Origin of the sequence: Haloarchaeobius salinus (assembly GCF_024464185.1) — an archaeon.
Classification (GTDB): Archaea; Halobacteriota; Halobacteria; order Halobacteriales; family Natrialbaceae; genus Haloarchaeobius; species Haloarchaeobius salinus.
Window position 1 is genome coordinate 559,891 of the sequence record NZ_JANHAU010000002.1, and the last position, 25,501, is coordinate 585,391.

Below are 25,501 nucleotides of genomic sequence, written 5' to 3' on the forward strand. Positions count from 1 at the left end.
AACCGGTAAGTGTCTTCTGTCGCCAGCGACGGTCGGTGTGCGGTCGCGCTACTTGAACCGGAACGTCTCCAGGTTCTTCGGCGCGAACGTCCGCATGTTGAACTCGTGGTAGAGCGCGGAGGAGAGGTCCTGCACGGAGGACTCGTCGCCGTGGACGCAGAGCACCTTCTCGGGGCGGGGGTTCATGGTGCGGACGAAGTCCTCCAGCCCCTGCCGGTCGGCGTGGCCGGAGAAGCCGTCGACCGTCTCGATGTCCATCTTCAGCTTCAGCGTGTTCGAGCGGCCGCCGTTGCCGCCGCGGTCGTTGATGGGGATCTCGTCCCAGCCGTTCTGGATACGACGACCGAGGGTTCCCTGGGCCTGGTAGCCGACGAACACCATCTTCGAGTCCGCCTGGCTGCCGACGTGGCGGAGCCAGGACATGATGGGGCCGCCCTCGACCATCCCGGAGGTCGAGAGGATGATGCAGGGGCCGCCGTCGGCGACCTCCTGGCGCTCCTCCTCGCCGCCGTCGATGTGGTTGAACTCCTCGGCGAGGAACGGGTTCTCGTCCTCGTGGAAGATGCGGTCGCGGAGGTCGTCGCGCAGGTACTCGGGGTAGGTGGAGTGGATGGCGGTCGCCTCCCAGATCATCCCGTCGAGGTGGACCGGCATCTCGGGTATCTTCCCCTTCCGCATGGCCTCCTCAAGGACGAGCATGATCTCCTGGGAGCGCCCGACGGCGAACGCCGGGATGAGCACCTTCCCGCCCTTCTCGTGGGTCTCGTTGATGACCTCGATGAGCTTCCGTTCCGAGTCCTCCTGGTCGGTCTGGTAGTCGTTCCGGCCGCCGTAGGTGGACTCGAGCACCAGCGTCTCGACGCGCGGGAAGTCGTTCACCGCGCCGTTGAACAGGCGGGTGTCCTTGTAGTGGATGTCGCCGGAGAAGGCGACGTTGTAGAGGCCGTCGCCGATGTGGAAGTGCGACACCGCGGAGCCGAGGATGTGGCCGGCGTTGTGGAACGTGAGCTTCACGTCCGGCGCGATGTCGGTCACGTCGCCGTACTCCAGCGGGATGGTGTGCTTGATCGCCTCGCGCACCATCTCGGACTCGTACGGCGGCGCGCGACCCTCCTTGGCGGCCACGTCGAGGTAGTCGAGCGTGAGCAGGCCCATGAGGTCGCGGGTCGGCTCGGTCGTGTAGATGGGGCCGTCGTAGCCGTACTTGAACAGCAGCGGGAGCAGCGCGGAGTGGTCGAGGTGGGCGTGGGTCAGCACGACGGCGTCGATGTTGGTCGCGCCCGCCCCGAGCGCCTCGGGCACCTGCAGGTAGGGCACCTCGCCCTCCGCGCCGGGCTTGTCGCCGCAGTCGATGAGGATGCGCGTCTCGGGCGTCGAGAGGATGAACGAGGCGCGGCCGACCTCGCGACAGCAGCCCAGCGTCGTGATGCGGACGTACTCGTCGTCGGACATCTCCTCGCGGTGGATCTGCCGGCCGACGCGTTCGAGGATGTCGCGGCGCTCGTCGCGCTCCTGCTTGAGGAAGTTGCGGACGTTCGAGACCGTCGAGGACTCGATTGGCGGCGTGCGGACGACCTCGGGCGTCCAGCCGACCTTCTTCGTGATCTCGCGCAGGGTCGAGCCGTGGCGGCCGATGACCATGCCCGGCTTCGCGGCCTCGATGACGACCTCGCCGGTGTCGGCGTGGAAGTCGAGGTCGGTCACGCCCGCGTCCTCGGGGATGACCTCCATGATCTGCTCGCGTGCGGTCTCCGGCCGGGAGAGGACGTCGGGGTCGGGCCGGACCGTGATGCGCTTTCTGAGCTTCGAGGCGAGCCGGCGGATGAGGTCGCCCTGCTGGGCGAACTTCTTGGGGTCGCGTGTGTACACCACCAGCTCGGGCCCCTCGTACTTGACGGCGGACACCGAGATGTCGCTCGGTATCTCGCTCTTTATCTCTGCTTCCAGTTCTTCGAGTTGTCGATCTACGGAACTCATATGTCGAGAAATTCAGTCGCGTCCGGACGGCGTGTTCCGCCCGTTCCGGCCGACCGTCGGCGCGACCCGTTCCGTCCGTCCCGGACGGGACCGCCACACCCCCCAGCGTCCGCACTGCTGTCGGACTGGTGACGTGCGTTGTCGCGCGTGTCGTGTCGAGACATTGTCGGTGGAAACTGCGGTTCGAGCCCGTCCCGGACGCTTGCTCGTCGGGAGGTCTCGGGGAGAACCCGCTTACTCGGTCGTATGCCACCGATGTTATAAAAGCCTTCGCAATACTGAGGGCAGGGCCGTCCGTACCGACTGCCATGCAGGTGACGAAGGCGGTCGTCGAGCGCGAGCACGAGTGGGTCCGCGACCGGGCCGACGTCGTCGTTCCGCTGTCGAACCGGGTGCGCGCGGACCTCGGCGAGACGTTCGGTATCGACGTCGACCCGGTGACCGAACAGCAGTACGTCGCGGTCGTCGACGAGACGTTCGCCGACGGTGACCGGGCGGTGAACGTCGCCGCCCTGGTCGGGCTCCTCCGGGACCTCGACGTCGAGGACGACTACCCGGGCTTCGTCGTCGACGAGGTGCTCGGTCGGGAGCTGGCCGCGACCATCGCCGGCAGCCAGCCGCTCCGGACCCTCGGCGAGGCGACGTTCCACTACGCCGACATCGTGACACACGGCGACGCCGACGACGCGGCCGGGGCGGACGACCTGGACGCCGCGCTCGCCGCCGGCACGCAGGAGCGCATCCCGGGCTGGGGCTGGAACGAGCGCGAGAGCCCGTTCGCGGTGGAGTGACAACCGAACGGCCTACCAGTTCCCGTCGAGAAGGCGTCCGACAGATGGAACGTCCGGTGGTCCGACTGCTCGTGATCGTCTGCTGTCTCGTCGCCGCCGGCGGGCTGGCCGTCGACTACGCTGCCCACGCCGACGACCGGGGCACGTACCCGAGCGACCGGGAGCTGGCGGCCGATTTCGATTCGTACACCGGTGAACAGGTGTTCCTCTGGCTCGACGTGACCAGGGTGACCGACGACGGCCTCGTCGGCACGTTCGGGCCGGACGACACCGCAGTCACCGTGACAGGTGCTGACGCCGGGGGCGACGTCGGGGCGAACGACCAGGTGCAGGTGTACGGCGTCGCCCGGCCCGACCACCGCATCGTCGCCGACCGGGTCGTCGTCTCCCACGGCGAGAACCGGATGTACATGTTCGTCGCCTCCGCGCTCGCGGCGGTGTGGGCGCTCGGGTTCCTGCTGCTGTACTGGCGACCCGACGTCGCGAGGGGCGTGCTCACGCCGAGAACGGGCGGGGGTGGTGAGCCGTGAGCGACCTGCTGACCCACGTGCTCGCGGCGTTCGTCGTCGCCACGGTCGCGTCGTGGTCCCTGCCCTGGTTCGCCCGGCGACACGTTCCGCTCGCGACCGCGGGTGCCCTCGCCCCCGACCTGGCGAAGGGCCACTTCGTGACCGGCGACGTGCTGGTGACGGTTGCCGGGGTCACCGGCTCGTGGGACGCGCTCCAGACCGTCGGCGTCGTCACCTGTCTCGTCGTCGCGGGGGTGATGCTGGTCGAGCGCGCGGAGCGCCGGGTCGCACTGGCCGCGCTCCTCGGCGGGATGTGCCTCCACGTCGCCATGGACTCCCTCGTGATCCGTGCGGGCGGCGTCGCCCCGCCGTACCTCTACCCGCTGACGTGGGCGGGACTCCCGTCGCTCGACGTCTATCTGAGTTCGAGCATCTGGCCGTCGCTGGTGGCTCTCCCCGTCGCCGCGCTCGTCTGGTACGTGGACCGCCGGGGGCTGGCTCCCGGGGCCGACACGACGGCGTCCGAACGTGCCGACGGCGACAGAGCTAACTGAGCGACGCGCCGTCAGGCAGGTATGGCCGACGACCGCGACGAGGCGACCGTCTGCTACCCCGTCCGAAGCGACCTCCCGCTCGCGCCCGACGACGAGCTCCTGATGATCCGCAAGCGACGCGGGCTCGGGGCCGACCGCTACAACGGCCCCGGCGGGAAGGTCGAGCCCGGCGAGACGCCGCGAGAGAGCGCCATCCGGGAGACCCGCGAGGAGACCGGACTCGACGTCGGCGACCTCACGAAGCGCGCGGAGTTCGACTTCTTCTTCGGCGAGGAGCACATCTTCCTCTGTCACGTCTACGTCGCCCGCGAGGTGGCCGGCACGCCCCAGACCACGCCGGAAGCCATCCCCGAGTGGCGTCCCCGCGAGTCGGTGCCCTACGACGAGATGTGGCCTGACGACGAGCTGTGGCTCCCACAGGTCCTCGACGGTGGTACCGTCCGCGCGACGTTCTACTTCGACGACGACGGCGACGAGCTACTGGACCACGAGCTCACGGAGAACGTCGAGTTCGAGGGGACGTAGGGCTACGCGACGATTCTCCCGCCGAGTCCGTCGGCCAGTTCGGTCAGCTCGGCGTCGATGTCGACGTCTCCCCCGACCAGGCCGGCGGCGGTGGCGAGCTGCCGGGCCGTCTCCGTGTCGTGCGCCGCGAACTTCACGACCCAGAAGTACGGTGACCCCTGCGGGTTTCCCGCGACGAACTCGGCCGGTCGCCCGGGCGCGGTGTCGAAGGACTCGAAGAACGACTCGTCACCGCCGCCGCCGACGAACGCCCACCAGAGGTCGTCCTCGCTCCGTGCGGTCGACTGCGCGACGTACACCTCGGCGATGCCCTCCGGAATCGCGAGCGACCGGCTCGCCGCGATGGGACCGTCGCCGGTGTGGCCCGCGGCGGCCTCGTTCCAGAGCGTCGCCGCGAAGTCGGGTGTTCGGGTCGGCCGGAAGCCGACGACGAGGCGCTGGTCGTCGGTGCGCTCGACGGTCGTGAACCGTCCCGGCGTGCCGGGGTAGACTCCCGCCTGCACCCGGTTTCCTGGCTCCAGCTCGTCGACAACGTCCTGCATCTCGCCGCCGTAGTTCCCTGTCGAGACTGCGACGGCCTCCCCCACGCGGACAGCCGCCGGAATATCGGTCTCGAACAGCGGGTGGACGAGCATCGTCCTCCCGTCCGAGCGCGTGCCGAGGACGCGCCACTCACCGGTGAGCACCTTCATGTCGATACCTCCCCTGTCATCGTTCCCCCTGATGTCATCGTACACCTACACGTCCGCAACCGGCTTGGGTATGGTCACCGGGACGGGCCGGATAGGTGAGCCTACCACGCCAGAAAGCGGCGCGCGGCTGGCCATCCCACCACCGGCGCGCGCTGGCGAGACTGTGCGAGCGCAGCGAGCACGTCGAGCCGCCAGCGCGCGAGGGATGAGCACCGGAGGGAGCGCTAGCGACCGAGGAGCGCAGTCGGCTGGGGAGGTACGAGGTGCGGTGGCGGTCGGGTGGGGCTGAAAGGGGCGAGGTTCTCGGCGAACCCGGCCGAAGCAAGCACCGCAGGGACGAGGAGCGCAGCGAGGCTCGGGAGCCGAGAACCTCGGGGCTTTCTGGCGGTTGTCGGCACCAGCGAGTCCCACGCCTGCAGGGTCTCTCCATGTGTCCGCACTCACAGCCACAATCACTCACAGACGCGGTCGCACACCTTCAAGGGGTTTATAATCCAGACAGGAGTCCGTACAGACAATGAGTGGAGAACAGGAGCTCGGCATCACCGAGTCCAAGGAGTACAACACGGGCGAGTGGTACGCGGAGGTCGTCCAGAAGGCGAAGCTGGCGGACTACGCGCCGATGGGCGGCTTCATCGTCACCCGACCGCGGGGCTACGAGCTGTGGGAGCGGCTGCAGGACCACCTCGACGGCTGGTTCAAGGAGACGGGCGTCACGAACGCCTACTTCCCGCTGTTCATCCCGGAGAGCTACCTGGAGCAGGAGAAGGACATCGTCGAGGGGTTCGACCCGGAGGTCGCGTGGGTGACCCACGGCGGGCACGAGGAGCTGGAGGAGCGCCTCGCCGTCCGCCCGACGAGCGAGTCCATCATCACGCCCTTCATCAGTGACTGGGTGCGCAGCCACCGCGACCTGCCGATGCGGCTGAACCAGTGGGCGAGCGTCGTGCGCTGGGAGGCGACGGAGACGAAGCCGTTCTTCCGGACGAAGGAGTTCCTCTGGCAGGAGGGCCACACCGCCCACGCGACGGACGAGGGTGCGTGGGACGAGGTGATGACCCGTCTCGACCAGTACGCGAAGCTGTACGAGGACGTGCTGGCGATTCCGGTGCTGCGTGGCTGCAAGCCCGACCACGACAAGTTCCCCGGCGCGGACACGACCACGTCGGTCGAGGCGCTGATGCCCGACGGGAAGTCGGTGCAGGGCGGCACCAGCCACCACCTCGGCCAGTCGTTCGCGAAGGCGTACGACGTGACGTTCACCGACGAGGACGAGGACGAGCAGACCGCGTACACGACCTCGTGGGGGCTGTCGTGGCGGGCGCTCGGCGCGCTCATCATGACGCACTCGGACGACCAGGGGCTCGTGCTGCCGCCCAAACTCGCCCCCGAGCAGGTCGTCATCGTCCCCATCTACAACGAGGACAACGAGGAGGAGGTCATGCAGTACTCCTCGGAGATCGCCGCGGAGCTGCAGGAGGCGGGCGTCCGGGTCCACCTCGACGACCGGGACGAGCGCAACCCCGGCTTCAAGTTCAACGAGTGGGAGCTCAACGGCGTGCCCGTCCGGTTCGAGATCGGCGGGTACGAGGTCGAGGACGAGGAGGTGACGGTGGTCCACCGACCGGACGGCGAGGAGGTCGTCGAGGACCGTGCAGACATCGCCGAGGCCGTCGACGACCACCTCGATGCGGTGTTCGACAAGCTGTACGCCGCGGCGGAGGAGAACCTCGTCGAGAACGTCCGCGCGGTCGAGGACGTCAACGAGATCCTCGGTACCATCGGCCAGCACGGTGGCTACGTGAAGACGCCGTGGTGCGGTGACGAGGCCTGCGAGGAGGCGGTGAAGGAGAAGGTCCACGCCGAGATCGTGCTCGTGCCGATGGACGACGAGGACGTGCCGGAGGCCCAGCTCGACGACGGCGAGGCGCTCGAACTCGAGCACGACGAGTGCACGATGTGCGGCGAGCCGGCCGAGGAGGTCGCGTACTTCGCGAAGACGTACTGACCGGCCGGACCGCGCCGGCTCGTTTCAGCCCGCAGTCGAATCGAGGCCCCACCGGCCCGTACTCGTCCGTTCTGTGGCCCATCACCGAGACGAGATATCCACAATCAATGTGTCCTTATATGTGTTATTAATACACTTAGCCATTCAGGAGTAGCCTCTTATACCAGTCAGTGTGCCGTGTACACATGAATCAGCCACAGCGGGTCACCCCTGCCAGCCGGGGGCTCGCGGACGCGGACGACGAGCGGTCCAACTGCGGGGTCGGGATGGTGATGGATCTGGGCGGCGGCAGCGACCACTCGGTCGTCGCCGACGGGCTCGAACTCCTCGAGAACCTCGAGCATCGCGGGACGACCGGCGCGGAGCCGAACACTGGCGACGGGGCGGGTATCCTGCTCCAGACGCCGCAGGCGTTCCTCGCCGACGAGCTCCCGGTCGACCTGCCGGAGACGTACGCCGTCGGCTCCTTCTTCTTCCCGCAGGCCGCCGCCGACCGCGAGCCGATGCAGGAGCTCGTCGAGTCCGCGCTCGACGACCGCGATCTCGAGGTGATCCACTGGCGCGACGTGCCGACGGACAACGACGGACTCGGCCAGACCGCGCTCGACTCCGAGCCGGACGTCTGGCACGCGGTCGTCGCCCCCGCGGACGACGGGGTCGACACCGAGACGTTCGACCGGTCGCTGTACGAGGCCCGGCGCGTCGTCGAGAAGACCGTCGACGAGGCCGAGTTCGAGGGTGCAGAGCGGTTCTACGTCTGCTCGCTCGACCGGAAGACGCTCGTCTACAAGGGGCTCCTGACGGGCGAACAGCTCCCGAACTACTACCCGGACCTGCGCGACGAGCGCGTCGACTCGACGTTCGTCATGGTCCACGAGCGCTTCTCGACGAACACGCTCGGGGCGTGGCACCTCGCACACCCGTACCGCGGCATCGTCCACAACGGCGAGTTCAACACCATCCAGGGCAACGTCAACTGGATGCGGGCCCGGGAGACGGACCTCGAATCGGACGAGTTGGACCTCGACGCGGTCCGACCCATCATCCAGGACCCCGACCAGTCCGACACCGCGAGCGTCGACAACGCGCTCGAACTGCTCACGCAGGAGCGCGACCTGCCCCACGCGCTGCGGATGCTCGTCCCCGAGGCGTGGCGCGGCGACGACTCGATGGACCCCGCCCGCAGGGACTTCTACGACTACCACGCCTCCCTCGTCGAGCCGTGGGACGGCCCCGCGCTGGTCTGTGCGACCGACGGCGACCGCGTCGGCGCGGTGCTCGACCGGAACGGGCTCCGGCCCTGCCGATACGACGTGACGACCGACGACCGGCTCGTGATGGCCAGCGAGGCCGGCGCGCTCGCCCTCGACGAGCACGATGTCGCTGAACGGGGCCGCCTCCAGCCCGGCCAGCTGTTCCTCGCCGACCCCGAGCAGGGGCGCGTCGTCCCCGACGACGAGGTGTTCGACGAGCTCGCCGACGGGAAGTACGGCGAGTGGGTCGCCCAGGAGCAGGTCAGCCTCGCCGACCACGCGGACGACGACCCGCGCCCGACGCCCCCCGACGACGACGCCGCGACCGAGCTGCGGGCCCGGCAGACCGTCTACGGCTACACCCGCGACGAGCTGGACAACCTCATCGAACCGATGAGCAAGAAGGGGAAGGACCCCGTCGGCTCGATGGGCGACGACACGCCGCTGTCGGTGCTGTCGGACTACAACCGACCGCTCTTCTCGTACTTCAAGCAGCTGTTCGCGCAGGTGACGAACCCGCCGCTGGACTACATCCGCGAGGAGCTCGTCACCTCGCTGGAGACGCGGATGGGCTACCAGCGCAACCTGCTCGGCGAGTCGCCCGCTCACGCCCGCCAGCTGGTCGCCGACTCGCCCGTCCTCACCGACACCGAGCTCGGCGCGATCCGGGGGTTCGACGGCGGTGACGGGAGCGGCAACGTCGAGAGCCGCGTCGTCGACATCACGTTCCCGCTCGACGGCGACCTCGAGTCGGCCGTCGAGCGCGTCCGGGCCGACGCCGCCGGGGCCATCCGCGACGGCGCGGACGTGGTCGTCCTCTCTGACCGCGCCGTGGGCGACGGCCGCCTGCCGGTCCCGAGCCTGCTCGCGACGGGCGCGGTCCACCACCACCTCGTGCGCAACGGCCTGCGGAACCACGCCGGGCTCGTCGTCGAGTCGGGCGACCCCCGCACCGTCCACCACACCGCGACGCTCGTCGGCTACGGCGCGGACGCCATCAACCCGTACCTCGCGTTCCGCACCATCGCCGACGTGACGAAGGGTCCCGACGGCGCTGACCTCGCCGCGGCCATCGACGCCTACGTCGAAGCCGTGGAGGGTGGGCTGCTGAAGACGATGGCGAAGATGGGCATCTCGACGGTCGAGAGCTACCAGGGCGCACAGATCTTCGAGGCAGTGGGCCTCGACTCGGACTTCGTCGCCGAGTACTTCGAGGGCACCGAGAACCGCACCGAGGGCATCGGCATCGCGGACATCGAGAGCGACCTGCGGGACCGCCACGCGACCGCCTACGACGCCGAGGGCGCGCCCGATCTCGAACGCTCCGGCGAGTACGAGAACCGCTCGGGCGGGCTGCATCACCAGTGGAACCCGAACACCGTCGGCGCGCTCCAGCAGTCGGTGCGGGCCGGCGACTACGAGCACTACGGCGAGTTCGCCGAGCTCATCAACGACCAGAACGAGCAGCTCCAGACCCTGCGCGGGCTGCTCGAGTTCGACAGCGACCGCGAGTCCATCCCCATCGAGGACGTGGAGCCGGTCTCGGACATCGTCGGGCGCATCTCGACGGCCGCGATGAGCCTCGGGAGCCTCTCCCCGGAAGCCCACGAGAACAACGCCGTCGCGATGAACCGCATCGGCGGCAAGGCCAACACCGGCGAGGGCGGCGAGCCCCCGGAGCGCTTCGACACCGAGAAGGAGTGCTCGGTGAAGCAGGTCGCCTCGGGGCGCTTCGGCGTCACCGCGACGTACCTCGCCAGCGCCGACGAGCTGCAGATCAAGATGGCCCAGGGTTCGAAGCCGGGCGAGGGCGGGCACCTCCCCGGCGAGAAGGTCAACGAGATGATCGCCCACGTCCGCAAGTCGACCGCCGGCGTCGGGCTCATCTCGCCGCCGCCGCTGCACGACATCTACTCCATCGAGGACCTCAAGCAGCTCATCTACGACCTGAAGGCGTCGAGTCCCGACGCGGACATCAACGTCAAGCTCGTCTCCGAGGCCGGCATCGGCACCATCGCCGCCGGCGTCGCCAAGGCGAACGCCGACGTCGTCCACATCTCCGGTCACTCCGGCGGGACCGGCGCGTCGCCGCGCACGTCCATCAAGAACGCCGGCCTGCCGTGGGAGCTCGGGCTCGCCGAGGCGAACCAGACGCTCCGGCGGACCGGCCTGCGCGACCGCGTCCGGCTCTCCGCCGACGGCGGCCTGAAGACGGGTCGCGACGTCGCCGTCGCCGCCCTCCTCGGTGCCGAGGAGTACATCTTCGGCACCGCGGCACTCGTCACCGGCGGCTGCGTGATGGCCCGCCAGTGCCACAAGAACACCTGCCCGGTCGGCGTCGCCACCCAGCGCGAGGACCTCCGAGCACGGTTCCCGGGCACGCCCGACCACGTCATCAACTACGTCACGTTCGTCGTCCAGGAGCTCCGCGAGATCATGGCCGAGCTCGGCTTCGAGACCGTCGACGAGATGGTCGGCCGGGTCGACTGCCTGCGCCAGCGCGACTCCGACCACCCGAAGGCCGGGAAGGTCGACCTCTCCGCCGTCCTCGCCGACGTGGGCGACGGCCCGCGCCGGAAGGTCCGCGAGCAGGACCACGAGCTCGACGGCCACCTCGACTACGAGCTGCTCGAAGGGGCCGAACCCGCGCTCGACCGCGGTCAGCCCGTCGGCATCGCCACCGAGGTGTCGAACACCGACCGGACCGTCGGGGCCATCCTCTCGAACGCCATCGCCAGCGAGTACGGCGAGGCCGGCCTGCCCGACGGCACGGTCAACGTCTCGCTCCGGGGCACCGCCGGGCAGTCCTTCGGCGCGTTCCTCGCCTCGGGCGTCGCGCTCCACCTCGTCGGCGGCGCGAACGACCACGTCGGCAAGGGGCTCTCCGGCGGGCGTATCGCCGTCGAGACGCCCGCAGACGCCGGCTTCGACCCCGCCGAGAACGTCGCGGTCGGCAACGTCGCGCTGTACGGCTCGACCGACGGCGAGTGCTACGTCAACGGCATGGCCGGCGAGCGCTTCGCGGTGCGCAACTCCGGCGCGACCGCCGTCGTCGAGGGCGTCGGCGACCACGGCTGCGAGTACATGACCGGCGGCGTCGTCGCCGTCCTCGGCGGCACCGGGAAGAACTTCGCCGCCGGGATGTCCGGCGGCATCGCCTACGTGCTCGACGAGGACGACTCGCTCGAGGGCGACCTGAACACCGGGATGGTCCACCTCGAGCGCGATCTCGACGAGCGCGACCGCGCGATGCTCCGCCGCCTCGTCGAGAACCACGTCGCCTACACCGACTCCGAGCGCGGCCGCGAGCTCCTGGCGAACTGGGACGCCGCGCTCGACTCGTTCGTGAAGGTCATGCCCGACGCCTACGAGCGCGTGCTCACCGAGGAGGACGCCGCCGACGTGCGCGAGGAGCTGCCCGAGAGCGCGTCCGTCGACGTGGGTGTGGGACAGACCGGGTTCGCGTCGAGCGACGACTAGCGGTCGAGGCGACTCGTCTCCGTCCCTTCGTGCTGTTCGTGACGCGACCAGCGGAGCACCCCGTAACTCGGACCCGGAATCATCACGTTCATCCCCGGACCGACCCACCCACAGCACATGGAGACGGCACTCATCATCGGCGGGACGCGGTTCATCGGTCGCCACGCGGTCGAGGAGTTCATCGACCACGGCTACGAGGTCACGACCTTCAACCGCGGGAACCACGAGAACCCGTTCGCGGACGACGACCGCGTCGCCCACGTGCAGGGCGACCGGACCGACGACGCCGAGCTCGCCGGCGCGGCGCGCGAGGTCGAGCCCGACGTCGTCGTCGACTGCGTGGCGTACCACCCGCGCGACGTTCGCACCGCCTGTCGAATCTTCGACGACGTGGACGCCTACGTCTACATCTCCTCGGGCTCGGCCTACGGTGCGGAGGTCATGCCGAAGCGGGAGGACGAGACCGCGCTCTGTGACTGCACCGAGGCGCAGGCGAAAGACGACTCCCAGGAGAGCTACGGCCCGCGGAAGGCCGAGGGCGACCGGGCGGTGTTCGCGGCTGCCGAGGACGGTGTGAACGCGATGGCCGTCCGGCCCTGCATCGTCTACGGGCCGCACGACTACACGGAGCGCCTGGACTTCTGGATCGACCGCGTGCGGAACGACGACCGCGTCGTCGTCCCCGGCGACGGCACGAACGTCTGGCACCGGGCGTACGTCGAGGACGTCGCGAGTGCCCTCCGGGTCGTCGCCGAGGAGGGCGCGGCCGGCGAGGCGTACAACGTCGGCGACCGCCGGATGGTCACGCTGGAGGAGATGGTCGAGCTCATCGCGGACAGTCTCGACACCGACGTGGAGGTCGTCCACGCCTCCGAGCGCGAGCTGGGAATCGGCGACCTCTCGCTCGACGACTACATCCTCTACCGCGACTACCCGCACGTGCTCGACACGAACAAGCTGGCCGCGCTGGGCTGGGAGTCGACGCCCGTGGACGAGGCGATGCAGGCCGCCGTCGACGACCACCTGGAGTCGGACCGCGACGGCAGCGAGCACGACCCCGGGCGCGAGAACGAGGAGCGCGTGCTCGGCGTGCTGGACACGCTGTAGCAGCCGCGGCTCTCACCGGTCCAGCTTCGCCGTCAGGTCGCGCTCCACGTCGGGCCACTCCGAATCGACGATGCTGAAGAAGGCGCTGTCCTGCGGCTCGCCCTGGACGAGCATGTGCTTGCGGAGGATGCCCTCCTCGACGGCCCCGATTCGTTCGAGCGCCGCTCGCGCCGGTTCGTTCGCGGCCGCCGTCTCGAATTCGACGCGGACGCAGCCCCACTGCTCGAACGCGTGCCGGAGTTGCAGGAGCTTCGCCTCGGTGTTGGCCGGCGTCCGCTGCTCGTCGGGGGTGAGCCACGTCCAGCCGATCTCGACGGAGCGGTTCTCGTGCCGGATGTTGCCGAAGCGGGTCGAGCCGATGGCCTCGCCGGTGTCCTGTCGCACGGTCGCGAACGGGAGCTGGTCGCCCTTCGCCTGCGCTTCCACGGCGTCGGCGACGAACTTCCGCATCACCTCGGGTCCGGCGTGTTGCGTTCCGAACCACCGAAAGATGGCCTCGTCGTTCCCGGCGGCGATCAGGTCGTCGAGGTGCTCGTCGGCGGACAGGGGCTCCAGCCGCACGTACTCCCCCTCCAGCGTGACTGGTTCGACGTTCACGCCCCTGCTTCTCTGGGGATGGGGAAAACTGTTGGTGCCAGCGACGCTCGCGCCCGTTCAGTCGGCTTCGGCCGCGTCCGCCGGGTCGACGACCTCGCCCGTCTCGGGATACACGCCGACCTGTTCGCACTGGTCCGCGAGCGGGCAGGCCTCGGGGTCGTCCAGACACGCCGGCTTGCGCGCAGTGCAGTACTCGCGGCCGAACTGGATCATCGCAGTATGCCCGAATCCACACTTCTCGGCCGGGACGGCGGCCTCCAGCGCCTCCCGGACCCCCTCGTGGTCGGCGTCGGCGGGTGCGAGACCCATCCGACGTGCGATGCGGTGGACGTGCGTGTCGACGGGAAAGACGCCGCCCTGTCCGCCCGCGAACAGCAGCACGCAGTCCGCCGTCTTCGGGCCGACGCCGGAGACCGACAGCAGCGTCTCGCGCACCTCGTCGGGGTCGCCCGCCGCGACGAACTCGTCGAACGATTCGGTGGAGCCGAACTCCGAGAGCACCCACGCGGCGGCGTCGCGGATGACCTCGCTCTTCTGGTTGTAGAGGCCGGCCGAGGAGATGGTCTCGGCGAGCTCGTCGTGGGTCGCGTCGGCGAGGTTGGCCGCGAGGTCCTCGACCGGGCCGTAGCTGGCCATCAGGTCGTCGTGGGCGGGCTGGCTCGCGACGTCGCTCGTGTTCTGGCTGAGGATGGTGCGGACGAGGCACTCGAAGCCGTCCTTGCCGCCGTAGGTCTTCTGCCAGTACAGCTCGCCGAGGCGGTCGACCACGGTCTCGGCGCGGGTCGCGGCCTCTCCGGGGGTGAACTCGGCGGCCACGCCACCGCCGTCGTCGCCGCCGGAGATGTTGACGTCGGGTTCGTCGTCTGACATGGCTCGACGTTGGGACGACGGGGGCAAGTAGGATTCGACGCGGGAACGAGAGCGGAGACCTCAGTCCCCGGGCTCCCTTCGGATGGCGCGGACGATGCGGCGGCCGTCGCTCTCCATCCCGCCGTAGCCACCCCAGCCGGCGGGGTAGCGAACGGGGGCGAGCGTCGCGGCGACGGTGAACGCCTGCCACAGCACCAGCGGGACGAACACGGCGTCCCCGACCCACCAGTCGGTGGCCGACGCCGCGGCGAACAGTCCGACGGCGGCGACGGCGCTCACCAGCGGCCCGGCGAGGTTGACCGCCACGGTCGCCCGTCTGGACAGCGCGGTGTCGCCGTCACACCGGACGAATCCGAACCACGGCGTCCGGAACGCGCCCGGTGCGAAGACGACCGTCAACCGCGAGCCGACGGAGAGTCGGTACCCGGCGGTGTCGCCGACCACGGCCGTCCAGCCCCGGTCGGTGACGAGGAGGCCCGTGATCGCGTGCCCGAGTTCGTGCGCCAACGTCAGAAACGGCCCGAAGAGGACGAGTGCGAGGACGTTCACCACGAGCACGGCGGACGACCCCGTGAGCATGTATATTACTGTATCTCTCCTCGAAATAAAGGTTCGGTCGGGAGACTGCGTCACTCCACGGCCAGCGTCACGGTCACGTCGGCACCCGCTGCCAGCGCGGCGACGAGATCGCGGTCGAAGCCGGCCGCGGAGATGCTGCTCGCGAGCATGACGGTCCGGTCGTCGACGTAGTCGGAGGTGCGTCCGACCATGCTGCGCCCGCTGTCGAACGCGAGGTCGGGGTGGCCGACGCCGATGGCGGTGTCCGCGTGGCCACCGGCCTCGACGGTGCAGGTGATGGTCGCGCCGGGTTCGCGGCAGGCCGCGACGAACGCGTCGTCGAAGTCGGCGGGGGCGCGGTCGGCGTCCACGGCGAGGATGCAGTCGCCCGCCGGCGTGAGGTAGTCGTCGGTCGTCACCTCGAACGTGCTGGCGTGCTCGGCGGTGACGTTCGCGTGGCCGCGGGCGTGGATGACCTCCTCCATGGGCCGCCGTATCCGACGGGTGGCCTTAATCCTCGCGGACGACGGTGACGGTGACCGCCCCGCAGCCGCACTCGTAGGCGCGACGGGTGCCCGCGTCGGTCCGCATGGTGAGCATCAACCGGTCTCCATCGAGCGGGCGGTTGCAGCCTTCGCAGGCGGCCGTGAGCTGGTCGAGCATACCTCCTACTGCGTCGGCATCCCTTATGAACCGCAGCCAACCCCTCGGTGAAAGTGAAAGTGAAACGGATGCCGGACGGGAGCGGGGTGGGGTCGTTTCAGGTTTGCTCTCGGAGCTGCGGCTCCCGCTCCAGTTCGAGGGAGGTGGAAACACACCGGACGCCGACGGAACCGGCCGAAGACCTTTCCTCGTCGCGGTCGGTGATTGCGCTCGTATGTCGAGCCAGTGGGAAGGCGGTCGCGTGCTCGCCGACACGGTCGGCGACGGGCCGCCCGAGGTGCAGTCGTGGGAGTCTGTGTCGATGCCGGGGCGGCCGGCGCGGTTCGCGGGCGCGGACGCGGTCGCCTACCGGCTCACGTTCGCGGATCCACGGTCGACGGCGGCGCAGCGCGCGCTGCTCGAGTTCCAAGGGCTGTACGGCCACGCTCGCGTGTGGTTGAACGGCGAGCTGCTCGGGAGCCATCGCGAGTACTTCGTCCCGGCCAGGTTCGAGTTCGAGCCGGCGGCGGAGAACGAACTCGTGGTGGAGTGTCACCGACCCGCGGACGGCTTCGGCGGGGTGTACGAGACCGACCACGTGCGCGACGCGCTGGCGGTGCCCGGCATCTGGTGGGGCATCCACCTGCGGCTGCGACCGCCGGCGTTCCTGCGCGACCTCGTGGTGAACCCGCGGCTCACGGACGACGGCGGGGCCATCGACGTGGCGGTGTCGGTGGACGCGGCGGAGCCGGTCGCGGAGCCGGTGACGCTGTCGCTGCGGCCGGAGGGGTTCCGCGGCGGCGGGGCGATGGAGCGCGAGCAGGTCGCGGCCGGGGCCGGCGAGCGGATCACGGTGACGCGGACGCTGGCGCTCCGGGAGCCGTCGCTGTGGTGGCCGCGGAACCACGGCGACCAGCACCGGTACGTCGTGCGGGCGAAGTTCCGCGACCACGAGATCACGACGACGACGGCGCTTCGGACGGTGGATTTCGGTACCGACGATGGCCTCCGCGTGAACGGCGAGCGGGTGCGGGCACGCGGGGTGAACCTGCTCCCGAGCGACGACCTGCTGGCGGACTTCGAGCGGGTCGACGAGGCGGGGTTCACGCTCGCGCGGCTGCACGCCCACGTCGCGCCGCCGGAGCTGTACGATGCGGCGGACGAGGCGGGCGTGCTGGTCTGGCAGGACTGCCCGCTGTCCGGCGACGTGCGCGTGGACCCGGAGCGTGGGCGGGCGGTCGCGCGAACGCTCGCGAGCACGGTGGACCACCACCCGTCGGTGGCACTGTTCGGCGTCCACGACGACCCGGAGACACCGTTCGACGCCCGGATGGGCGGGGGTCGCATGGACCGCCTGCGGTTCCGGCGGCGCGTCGGCGGGGAGACCGATGCACGGCCGACGGCCGAGGGGATCGCCCACGCGCTGCCCGCCGACCGGCCGGTGTTCCCGGTGTGTGGTCAGCCCGGCATCGGTCCCGATGCGGCGCACCTCTACCCGGGGTGGACGTTCGGCGACGCGGACGCGGTGGACTGGCTCTGTGCGACCGTGCCCGAGCTGACCCGCGTTGTCACCGAGTTCGGCGCTGGCTCCCTGACGGCGTCGGGAGCGGAGCCGGCGGGGCTCGACCGCGGGGTCCACGACACCGTCGTCGGGAGCGCCGATACAGCTGCCTCGCAGGTGACCCAGGCGCGGATTCTCAAGCGCGTGGCCGAGACGCTCCGGCTTCAGGGGGCCGACGTGCTCGCCGGCTTCTGCCTGCGCGACACCGACGCCGGCGGTGGGATGGGCGTGCTGGGCGTCGACGGGGAGGCGAAGCCGGCCTTCGACGCGCTGGCGACCTCCCTCCGGCCGGTGGTGCCGGTGCTCTGCGAGGTTCCCGCCCCCGGGAGTCGGGTGGAGGTTCGGCTGCTCAACGACGCGCCGGCGCAGGTCGAGGGGACCGTCCGCTGGTCGTTCGACGGCCTGGAGGCGGGTGGGTCCGAGGCAGGTGACGCGGTGTCGGTCGCGGCACCGGCGTTCGACAGCGTCGGTGCGGGCGAGGTTGCAGTGCCCGCCGACGCGACGGCCGTCGAGCTGACGCTCGAAACTGGAACTACGGCCGTAGTAAATCGATACCGTTTATAACCTGTGAACGACTGGTTTGGTAGTCGTTTACACGGTCGTTCTCGGCTCCGTCCCCCGATTTCGGCAGTTCTCTCAATCGGCAGATTTAAATTACACAAGGTGGTAGTAGTTGATACCAGAACGCCACCGGTGTTCCGGTAGCATCGCACGCCGACCAGAATGACACGGAACCTTATCACCGCGACGTCAGCAGTCGACAGCGATGCCTACCCTCCGGTGCGGGACGGAATCGAGGTACGAATACAACCATGGCAGAATCGATAGAGACATCCAAGAACGTAGAACTCACCGAAGACGACCTGCAGAACAAATCCAAAGGACAGCTGATCAAGCTCGCAGGGCAGCTTCGGGACCGACGTAACGACCTCAACCAGATGGCTTCTGAGCGCGCCTCCGAGCGCGACGACCTCAACGCGAAGACTCGCGAGAAGGTCGACGAAGCACAGGAGCACCGCGAGAAGCGCGACGAGCTCAACGAGCTGGTCCAGGAGCACAAGCAGAAGCGCAACGAGCTGAACGCCGAGGCCAACGAGCTCTTCGACAAGGTCGAGGAGATGAAGTCCGACCTCGAGCTCGACGACGGCAAGGACCTTGAGCAGCTCGAGTCCGAGATCGAGGACCTCGAGTTCAAGCAGCAGACCGAGGTGCTCTCGTCCGAGGAGGAGAAGGAGCTCATCGAGAAGATCGAGGCCAAGCGCGAGGAGTACCAGTCGCGCAAGGAGAAGATGGGCGACAACGACGACCTCGACGACCTCGTCGAGGAGGCCGAGGAGGTCCGCTCCGAGGCGTCGACCCATCACCAGAAGGTCACGGAGCTCGCGGACAAGGCCCAGGAGCACCACAACCAGATGATCGAGGCCTACCGCGAGGCCGACGACATCCGTGACGAGGCCGACGAGATGCACGAGAAGTTCGTCGAGGCCCAGGAGGCGGCCGACCGCCACCACGAGGACTTCGTCCGCGTCCAGAAGCGCCTGCGCGAGCTCGACAAGCAGGAGGAAGAGCAGAAGCAGTCCAGCCGCGACCAGAAGCGCAAGGAGGCCGAGGAGGAGGCCGAGGAGATCTACCAGCGCTTCAAGGAGGGCGAGACCCTCGACACCGAGGACCTCATGAAGCTGCAGAAGGCGGGCCGTCTCTGAGGTCGGTTTCGTAGTTCTGCGGTCTACTTTCGCGTTATTTTTCGAGTCCGTAGCTGCTGCTTCGTTCTATTTCGAGCGACGGGACTACGGAGGAGAACAGCCAGGGACCCCCGCCGGTCGTGGGGGTCGCTGGAGCCGATACCGCCCAGAAAGCTCCCGCGTTCTCGCCGTCACCGGTGGTGGGAAGCCAGCCGGGAGCCGACGGGCCGGAGACGGCACAACGGCTTTGACCCGATTGGCCCAAGTGAGGCCCATGAGTGCAACGACGCGGCTCGGACGGCTGGTCGTGACGGTCCTCGGGACGGTGTTCGGCGTGCTGGTCGGCCTGTTCCTGTTCCAGGTCCTCCCGGACACGGGGTTCGGGACCGTGGAGGTACTGCTGACGCTGGCGACGGCGCTGGCGTTCGCGGTCGTCTCGGGGCGCTTCGCCCGGAACGCGTTCCCGGCGTACAACGTCGCCGAGGTCGCCGTCGAGGGACCGATAACCCGCGACGGCGGCGGCTCGCTGGTCAGCCCGCCGGGCGGGGCGACCGCCGACGAGATCGTCGAGCAGATCGACCGCGCGGACGACGACAGCGCGGTCGACGCGCTGCTCGTGAAGCTGAACACGCCCGGCGGCGAGGTGATCCCGAGCGACGACATCCGGCTCGCGGCCGAGCGCTTCGACGGGCCGACCGTGGCGTACTCGAACGACCTCTGTGCCAGCGGCGGCTACTGGATCGCGAGCGGCTGCGACGAGCTGTGGGCGCGCGACGGGACGCTCGTCGGGAGCATCGGGGTTCGTATGGGCAACCTGAACCTCAAGGAGCTGGGCGACCGGGTCGGCGTCGACTACAACGAGCTGACCGCCGGCGAGTACAAGAACGCGGGCTCGCCGTTCGAGGAGTTCACCGCCGACGACCGCGAGTACCTCCAGGGGCTCGTCGACAGCTGGTACGACGAGTTCGTGGACGTGGTCGCCGAGGGTCGGGACCTCGACGACGAGCTGGTGCGGGACACCGAGGCGCGGGTGTACCTCGGCAGGGACGCACACGAACTCGGGCTCGTCGACGACCTCGGCACGAGAGACGACGTGGAGGCCCACGTCGAGTCGCTGCTCGGAGAGTCGGTCAGCGTCGAGGAGTTCCGGCCGCACCGCCGCCTCCGGGCCCGGACGATGCTCGGTGCCACGCGGGTCGCGTACGCCGCTGGCGCGGGCGTCGCGAGCGTCCTCGGCGGCGACGACGAGGTCGAACTGAAGCTGTAACGGGAGGCAGATTTTTATTCCCATCGTGTGTCGCTACACGTAGTGGCTACCCTGGTCGTCTGCGTCGACCGCACCGACGATATCGGGCGGAAGACGGGGCTGAAGACGCCGGTCGTTGGCTGGGAGGCCGTTCGGTCGCTGGTCACCGACGTCGGGCTCGCCGACCCCGAGGACTCGAGCGTCAACACGCTGCTGGAGACCCTCCGCGTCGCCCGTGACCTCCGTGACGCCGACGAGGAGACGGTCGTGGCGGTCGTCTCGGGGGCGAGCGAGTCGGTCGTCGGTGCCGACCGCGCCGTCGGCCAGCAGCTCGACGGACTGCTGGAGACCCACGACATCGAGTCCGCGATCGTCGTCATCGACAGCGCGGAGGACGAACGGCTCGTCCCGGTCGTCGAGTCGCGACTCCGCGTCGACAGCGTCGACCGCGTCGTCGTCAGGCAGGCCCGGGACATCGAATCGACGTACTACCTGCTGAAGCAGTTCCTCGCCGACGAGGAGCTCAGACAGACCGTGCTCGTGCCGCTGGGCGTCGCGCTCGTCGCGTTCCCGGTGCTCGCGCTCTGGCGGGGGCCCGCCGTCGGCGCGGCGACCATCACCGCCGTCGTCGGGCTGTTCCTGCTGTACAAGGGGTTCGCCGTCGACGACGTGACGAAGGACATCGCCCAGCGCACCCAGACCGCGCTCTACTCCGGCAACGTCTCCGTCGTCACCTACGTCGTCGCGGCGGGACTGACGATGGTCGGGTTGTTCGTCGGCGCGCTCGCCGTCTCGGACCTGGAGAACGCCGAGGGCGTCGTCATCCCGACCATGCAGTTCGTCTTCGACGCCGTCCCGTGGCTAGCGGGGGCGGGCGTCACCGCGAGCGTCGGCCGGCTGCTCGACGAGGCCATCGGCTCCGAGGAGGTGCCGCGGGCGACCATCAACATCCCGTTCCTCCTCGTGTCGGTCGGGCTGGTCGTCCGCGGCTTCGCGGCGTACTTCCTCGAGCGCGCGGCGTACATCGGCTCCGTCCGGCTCCCCGAACTGGCTGTCGGCGCGAGTTCGCTGGGGCCGTTCGTCCTCAGTGCGGGCGAGCGCCTCGCCGTGTACGTCGTCGCCGCGGTCCTCCTCGCGCTCGTCGGCGTGCGCGTCGCCTCGGTGCTTTCGAGCAACGCCGTCGACGAGGCCGAGGCCGAGCTCGAACACGGTTCGTAGCTGGTTTACCCACCCGGCCGCTACGGTGGGTATGACCGACACCGGCTCGTGGGTGGGGCTGTTCTCCGGCGGGAAGGACTCCTCGTGGGCGGTCTACCGCGCGCTCGAGGTGGACCTGCCCGTCTCGCACCTGCTGACGGTCCACCCCGAGGGCGACTCCTACATGTACCACGTCCCGGCGACCGAGCTCACCGCGCTGGCCGCCGAGAGCATCGGCATCGAGCACGTGAACGTCTCGCCCGAGGACTTCGACGCCGCCAGTGCCGAGGACGCCGGCGAGCAGGGTGATGCCGAGCTCGAACCGCTCGAGGTCGCACTGACCGACCTCGCCGACGACCTCGACGGCGGCCTCGCCGGCGTCACCGCAGGTGCGGTCGAGAGCGAGTTCCAGACCTCGCGCATCCAGGCGATGGCCGACCGGCTCGGCTGCGACGTGTTCGCGCCGCTCTGGCAGGAGGCCCCCGTCGAACTCGCCGAGGCGATGCTCGACGCCGGCTTCGAGATCACCATCCTGCAGGTCGCGGCGGGGGGGCTCGACGAGTCCTGGCTCGGGCGTACGCTCGACGCCGAGGCGTTCGCGGAGCTACAGGAACTCAACGACGAATACGGCGTGCACGTCCTCGGCGAAGGTGGCGAGTTCGAGACGTTCGTGACGGACGGCCCGCACATGGACCGCGCCATCGAACTGGCGTACGAGACGGTGTGGGAGGGGACGAGAGGGCACATCGAGATTACGGACGCACGGCTGGCGTAGTGGCCTAAGAGGTTTTGTCGCTGGCGGGCCTGGTTACGTGGGCCCAGTCGTGATCGAGAAGGTCGAAGTATCGCTTCAGGCCCGGTCGAAAGTCGGCCGTTACTACGGCGTCGACGCGATTCGGACGAAGCTCAGCGCGCTCGAGGGAGAGTTATTTCGAAACAGCGACGGCCAGTACTACCTTCGGACGGTACAGTCCGGACAGGCCGAGAATTTCAAACGAGTCGTGATTATTTTCGACGTCGACGGGTCGACCGCGTCGGTCATCACACAGACCTCGAACCATTACGACTGGTCGGACTTCGAGCACGTTCCCGAACCACCGTTCGGTTTCGAACTCGAGGGGGCCGACAGGGGATAGGCGTTCGCCCGGCGCGACTCAGTGCCCGTTCGTGATCTTCGTGTGCGCGCCGATGAGCGCGCCGGCGAGGTCGAGGTTGTCGAGGTGGGTCTCCTCGTCGATAATGGAGTTGCGGATGTCCGACTCGACGATGGTCGCATCCGGGAAGACGACGGAGCTGTCGACGTGACTGTCGACGAGTTCGGCGTCGCCCATGATGTGGACGTTCTTGCCGAGGGTGGTACCGGAGAGGGTCGCGGACTCGGCGACGTGGTTCTCGCCGTCGAGGTACCACGCGACGGCGTCGAGGTACGACTCCGGTGTGCCGATGTCGAACCACGCGCCCTCGAAGGTGAAGGCGTAGGTCGGCTGGCGGGCCTGGAGCCACTGGACGAACCAGCCCGGCTCGTCGGGGTTGTTGTCCCCCGCCAGGTACTCCTCCAGCAGGCCGACGGACTCGGCGGTGAAGCCGTAGCAGGCGATGGAGACGAGCGTGCTCTTGGGGTCGTCGGGTTTCTCCTGGAAGTCGACGACGCGGTCGCCCTCGAGGTCGACGAGGCCGTAGGACTTCGCGCGCTCCTTCGAGCCGACGTCGTAGGCGGCGATGGTCGGGGCGTCCTTCGACTGGAAGAAGTCGACGAACTCGCTCACGTCGAAGCTGATGAGGTTGTCCCCGGCGATGACGAGCAGGTCGTCGTCGACGCCCTCGCGGTCGACGAGCTGGGCGAGCGCGCCGATGACGCCGAACTTCTCGTCCTCCTCCGTGGTCTCCTCGACCGAGAGCGTCGGCTTCTCGAACTCGCTCTCGGCGAGGTGTGTCTCGAACTCGCCGGCGAAGCGCTCGTTCGTGCTGACGAACACCTCGTCGACGCGGTCGTCCCGTTCGAGCTCCTCGAAGATCTGGTCGATGACCGTCGAGTCACCGACCGGGAGGAACATCTTCGGCCGATGCTTCGTGATCGGCCAGAGACGCGTCGCGTACCCGCCAGCAAGGACGACTGCTTTCATACCCCCGGTTTCTGTAGCCGGCAGTAAGTCCTTTGTCTTTCTCGGTGAGGGGTGCGCCCGAAAAGACGTTTATCCGGGCGGTGCCGAGTGCACGGTATGCGTGAAGCAGACGAGACGACGCGACAGCGCATCACCGACCGACTCCGTGCGGACGCGGCCACGCCGAGCGTGCTGGCGACGGAGTTCGACGTGACAGCGGGCGCGGCGCTCCGCCACGTCGAGCACATCTCCCAGTCGCTCGGGCCGACCGACGAGGAGCTGCTCGTCGCGCCGCCGGAGTGTCGGGACTGCGGGTTCACCGACTTCGACGACCTGCTCAACAGACCGTCGCGCTGCCCGGAGTGCAAGAGCGAGTCCGTCGCAGAGCCGACGTTCACCGTCCGCTAGCGAATCGGTCGGGAACGGTCAGAAAGGGGGGAAAGGGGGGAGTTGGAATGGTCGAGACCACGACCGCACCAGTACGGTATCGGGTACCAGTAAAGTTTCTTGTGGCCGCCCCGAACCGACGAGAACCGGCGGTCAGACCGGTCAGAACTCGACGTTCGAGGTCGAGGTCAGGTCGGCGGGTCCGTCCGCCTCGACGCCGCCGAGGCCGACGAGTTCGTGGTCCCCATCGGTGAGGTACACCGCCCCGTCGGCGACGGTCACGTCGAGCGCGTTGAGGTACGCACCCTCGCACGGTCCGTAGGTGCACAGGCCGGTGTCCGACTCGAACATCGCGCCGTGGTTCGCACAGACGAGCTCGTCGCCTCGCATCGGCGCACCCGAGCCCTTGTCGATCTTGATGTGGGTGAGGTGCTGGCAGTAGTTGAGCCAGGCGACGACACCGTCGTCGCGGTGGTGGAGGATGGCCTCGCGCTCCTCGCCGTCGTCCCGCGCTCTGACGGTGAACAGCAGTGTCGACTCGGTCGGCACCTCCTCGACCGGCGCGATGCGGCGTGCTTCGTCCATCGCACTTCAGTTCCCCCGCGGCCGGTTTGAACGCCACGGTCTCCGCCGGACTTTATGCTCCCGGCGCGCGCCGTGGTATCTATGAGCGAACTCCTCGTCTACGGCTCGTACGGCTACACCGGCGCACTCGTCGCCGAGACGGCGGTCGCGGAGGGACTGGACCCGATTCTCGCCGGCCGGTCGCGAGAGCGGGTCGAGGAACAGGCCGAGGCGCTCGACTGCCGAGAGCGCGTCTTCGAAGCCGAGAACCCCGCGACGGTCGCGGACTACCTGGAGGGCGTCGACGTGGTGTTGAACTGCGCCGGCCCGTTCGTTCACACCGCCGAGCCGTTCGTCGAGGCCTGTCTCACGACCGGGGTCCACTACCTCGACATCACGGGCGAGTGGCAGGTGTTCCGTGAGATCGCCGAGCGCGACGGACACGCGACCGACGCGGGGGTCATGCTCCTCCCCGGCGTCGGATTCGACGTGGTCCCCTCCGACTGCCTCGCCGCGCACCTCCACGACCGGCTCCCATCGGCGACGGACCTATCGCTCGCCCTCGGGGGGATGGGTGGGACCTCCCGGGGGACGGCGATGACGATGGTCGAGAACATCGGCGAGGACGGCGTCGTCCGCCACGACGGCGAGCTCGTCCGCGTACCGACCGCCCACGACGACCGCGAGATACCGTTCAGCTACGGCGAGCGCACTGCGATGGCCATCCCCTGGGGCGACGTGGTGACCGCGTACCACTCGACGGGCATCCCGAACGTCACGGTCTACTCCGAGACGCACCCGAAGACGGTCGCTCGCCTCCGTCGGTTCCGCAAACTGCTCCCGCTCCTTGCGACTGGTCCCGTCCAGAAACTCCTCAAGTGGCTCGTCGACCGCCGCGTCGACGGTCCCGACGAGCAGCAGCTCGACCAGGGTTCCGGCGAGATCTGGGGCGAGGCGACCGACGGCACGGACCGTGTCGTCTCACGACTCCGGACGCCGAACCCGTACGCACTGACCCGCGACACGGCACTGCTCACCGCGAAACGCGCACTCGACGGCGATGCGCCGGCGGGATTCCAGACACCCTCGACCGCCTACGGCGCGGACCTCGTCCTCGAGGTATCGGGGGTCGAGCGCACCGACGTCGGCGGTGTTTAAGTACGAAGACGGGGCCAGTGGCGGCGTGCCCTGACCACGCG

24 protein-coding genes are annotated in these 25,501 nt (G+C 69.0%); 15 read left to right on the forward strand and 9 right to left on the reverse strand.

What is annotated here, in order from left to right:
• Positions 1–48: 48 nt before the first annotated feature.
• On the reverse strand, positions 49–1,977 hold the full coding sequence (locus NO345_RS09440) for a beta-CASP ribonuclease aCPSF1 (protein ID WP_256298610.1): 1,929 nt from the start codon (positions 1,975–1,977) through the stop codon (positions 49–51).
• Positions 1,978–2,285: 308 nt separating this feature from the next.
• On the opposite strand from NO345_RS09440, the gene NO345_RS09445 reads away from it, so the two are divergent.
• Genes NO345_RS09445 through NO345_RS09460 form a run of 4 tightly spaced genes read left to right on the forward strand, consistent with a single transcriptional unit; the run spans position 2,286 to position 4,356 of the window.
• Positions 2,286–2,768 carry a DUF7984 family protein gene (locus NO345_RS09445; protein ID WP_256298612.1) on the forward strand — a complete coding sequence of 161 codons (483 nt, stop codon included), beginning with the start codon at positions 2,286–2,288 and terminating at the stop codon, positions 2,766–2,768.
• A gap of 44 nt (positions 2,769–2,812) precedes the next feature.
• Complete coding sequence (locus NO345_RS09450) at positions 2,813–3,298, forward strand: OB-like fold-containing membrane protein (RefSeq protein ID WP_256298614.1); 486 nt, start codon at positions 2,813–2,815, stop codon at positions 3,296–3,298.
• Entirely contained in the window at positions 3,295–3,831 is a 537-nt protein-coding gene (locus NO345_RS09455) for a hypothetical protein (RefSeq protein WP_256298616.1), read from the forward strand. The genes NO345_RS09450 and NO345_RS09455 overlap by 4 nt, the downstream gene beginning before the upstream one ends.
• A 21-nt stretch (positions 3,832–3,852) precedes the next feature.
• Positions 3,853–4,356, forward strand: coding sequence for an 8-oxo-dGTP diphosphatase (locus tag NO345_RS09460; protein ID WP_256298618.1), 504 nt, complete (start codon positions 3,853–3,855; stop codon positions 4,354–4,356).
• A gap of 2 nt (positions 4,357–4,358) precedes the next feature.
• On the opposite strand, the gene NO345_RS09465 is transcribed toward NO345_RS09460, so the two are convergent.
• Positions 4,359–5,048, reverse strand: coding sequence for a hypothetical protein (locus NO345_RS09465; RefSeq protein WP_256298620.1), 690 nt, complete (start codon positions 5,046–5,048; stop codon positions 4,359–4,361).
• Between the two features lie 517 nt (positions 5,049–5,565).
• Between NO345_RS09465 and proS the strand changes: the two genes are divergently transcribed.
• The 3 genes from proS (at position 5,566) to NO345_RS09480 (ending at position 12,896) form a co-directional block, all read left to right on the forward strand.
• Positions 5,566–7,056, forward strand: coding sequence for a proline--tRNA ligase (gene proS, locus NO345_RS09470; RefSeq protein ID WP_256298622.1), 1,491 nt, complete (start codon positions 5,566–5,568; stop codon positions 7,054–7,056).
• 185 nt (positions 7,057–7,241) lie between these two features.
• Positions 7,242–11,789 (forward strand): glutamate synthase large subunit, encoded by a 4,548-nt coding sequence (gltB, locus tag NO345_RS09475; RefSeq protein WP_256298624.1) that lies wholly within the window; start codon positions 7,242–7,244, stop codon positions 11,787–11,789.
• Between the two features lie 117 nt (positions 11,790–11,906).
• On the forward strand, positions 11,907–12,896 hold the full coding sequence (locus NO345_RS09480; RefSeq protein ID WP_256298626.1) for an NAD-dependent epimerase/dehydratase family protein: 990 nt from the start codon (positions 11,907–11,909) through the stop codon (positions 12,894–12,896).
• A 12-nt stretch (positions 12,897–12,908) separates the two neighbouring features.
• On the opposite strand, the gene NO345_RS09485 is transcribed toward NO345_RS09480, so the two are convergent.
• From NO345_RS09485 to NO345_RS09505, 5 genes are read right to left on the reverse strand one after another with little or no spacing between them, the layout of a single operon-like run.
• On the reverse strand, positions 12,909–13,493 hold the full coding sequence (locus NO345_RS09485) for a GNAT family N-acetyltransferase (protein ID WP_256298628.1): 585 nt from the start codon (positions 13,491–13,493) through the stop codon (positions 12,909–12,911).
• 57 nt (positions 13,494–13,550) lie between these two features.
• Entirely contained in the window at positions 13,551–14,363 is an 813-nt protein-coding gene (locus NO345_RS09490) for an endonuclease III domain-containing protein (RefSeq protein WP_256298630.1), read from the reverse strand.
• 60 nt (positions 14,364–14,423) lie between these two features.
• Positions 14,424–14,942, reverse strand: coding sequence for a zinc metalloprotease (locus NO345_RS09495; protein WP_256298632.1), 519 nt, complete (start codon positions 14,940–14,942; stop codon positions 14,424–14,426).
• Between the two features lie 50 nt (positions 14,943–14,992).
• On the reverse strand, positions 14,993–15,406 hold the full coding sequence (locus NO345_RS09500) for a DUF371 domain-containing protein (RefSeq protein WP_256298634.1): 414 nt from the start codon (positions 15,404–15,406) through the stop codon (positions 14,993–14,995).
• A 25-nt stretch (positions 15,407–15,431) separates the two neighbouring features.
• A complete protein-coding gene (locus tag NO345_RS09505; RefSeq protein WP_256298636.1) occupies positions 15,432–15,584 on the reverse strand; it encodes a hypothetical protein in 153 nt (50 codons plus the stop codon).
• Between the two features lie 214 nt (positions 15,585–15,798).
• Between NO345_RS09505 and NO345_RS09510 the strand changes: the two genes are divergently transcribed.
• The 6 genes from NO345_RS09510 (at position 15,799) to NO345_RS09535 (ending at position 22,385) form a co-directional block, all read left to right on the forward strand.
• Positions 15,799–17,688: a glycosyl hydrolase 2 galactose-binding domain-containing protein gene (locus NO345_RS09510; RefSeq protein ID WP_256298638.1), complete on the forward strand. Its 1,890-nt coding sequence runs from the start codon at positions 15,799–15,801 to the stop codon at positions 17,686–17,688.
• Between the two features lie 248 nt (positions 17,689–17,936).
• Entirely contained in the window at positions 17,937–18,827 is an 891-nt protein-coding gene (locus tag NO345_RS09515) for a coiled-coil protein (protein WP_256298640.1), read from the forward strand.
• A 253-nt stretch (positions 18,828–19,080) separates the two neighbouring features.
• Complete coding sequence (gene sppA, locus NO345_RS09520) at positions 19,081–20,073, forward strand: signal peptide peptidase SppA (RefSeq protein ID WP_256298642.1); 993 nt, start codon at positions 19,081–19,083, stop codon at positions 20,071–20,073.
• Between the two features lie 42 nt (positions 20,074–20,115).
• Positions 20,116–21,270 (forward strand): DUF373 family protein, encoded by a 1,155-nt coding sequence (locus NO345_RS09525; RefSeq protein WP_256298644.1) that lies wholly within the window; start codon positions 20,116–20,118, stop codon positions 21,268–21,270.
• 31 nt (positions 21,271–21,301) lie between these two features.
• Entirely contained in the window at positions 21,302–22,024 is a 723-nt protein-coding gene (locus NO345_RS09530; RefSeq protein WP_256298646.1) for a diphthine--ammonia ligase, read from the forward strand.
• A 37-nt stretch (positions 22,025–22,061) separates the two neighbouring features.
• Complete coding sequence (locus NO345_RS09535) at positions 22,062–22,385, forward strand: hypothetical protein (RefSeq protein ID WP_256298648.1); 324 nt, start codon at positions 22,062–22,064, stop codon at positions 22,383–22,385.
• A gap of 18 nt (positions 22,386–22,403) precedes the next feature.
• Here NO345_RS09535 and NO345_RS09540 read toward each other — a convergent pair whose 3' ends face one another.
• Positions 22,404–23,372, reverse strand: coding sequence for a nucleotidyltransferase family protein (locus tag NO345_RS09540; protein ID WP_256298650.1), 969 nt, complete (start codon positions 23,370–23,372; stop codon positions 22,404–22,406).
• Positions 23,373–23,468: 96 nt separating this feature from the next.
• On the opposite strand from NO345_RS09540, the gene NO345_RS09545 reads away from it, so the two are divergent.
• Complete coding sequence (locus NO345_RS09545; RefSeq protein WP_256298652.1) at positions 23,469–23,759, forward strand: transcriptional regulator; 291 nt, start codon at positions 23,469–23,471, stop codon at positions 23,757–23,759.
• 141 nt (positions 23,760–23,900) lie between these two features.
• Here the strand turns inward: NO345_RS09545 and NO345_RS09550 are convergent, their stop codons facing one another.
• Positions 23,901–24,323 (reverse strand): Rieske (2Fe-2S) protein, encoded by a 423-nt coding sequence (locus tag NO345_RS09550; protein WP_256298654.1) that lies wholly within the window; start codon positions 24,321–24,323, stop codon positions 23,901–23,903.
• A gap of 81 nt (positions 24,324–24,404) precedes the next feature.
• On the opposite strand from NO345_RS09550, the gene NO345_RS09555 reads away from it, so the two are divergent.
• Positions 24,405–25,460 (forward strand): saccharopine dehydrogenase family protein, encoded by a 1,056-nt coding sequence (locus NO345_RS09555; protein ID WP_256298656.1) that lies wholly within the window; start codon positions 24,405–24,407, stop codon positions 25,458–25,460.
• Positions 25,461–25,501: the final 41 nt, after the last annotated feature.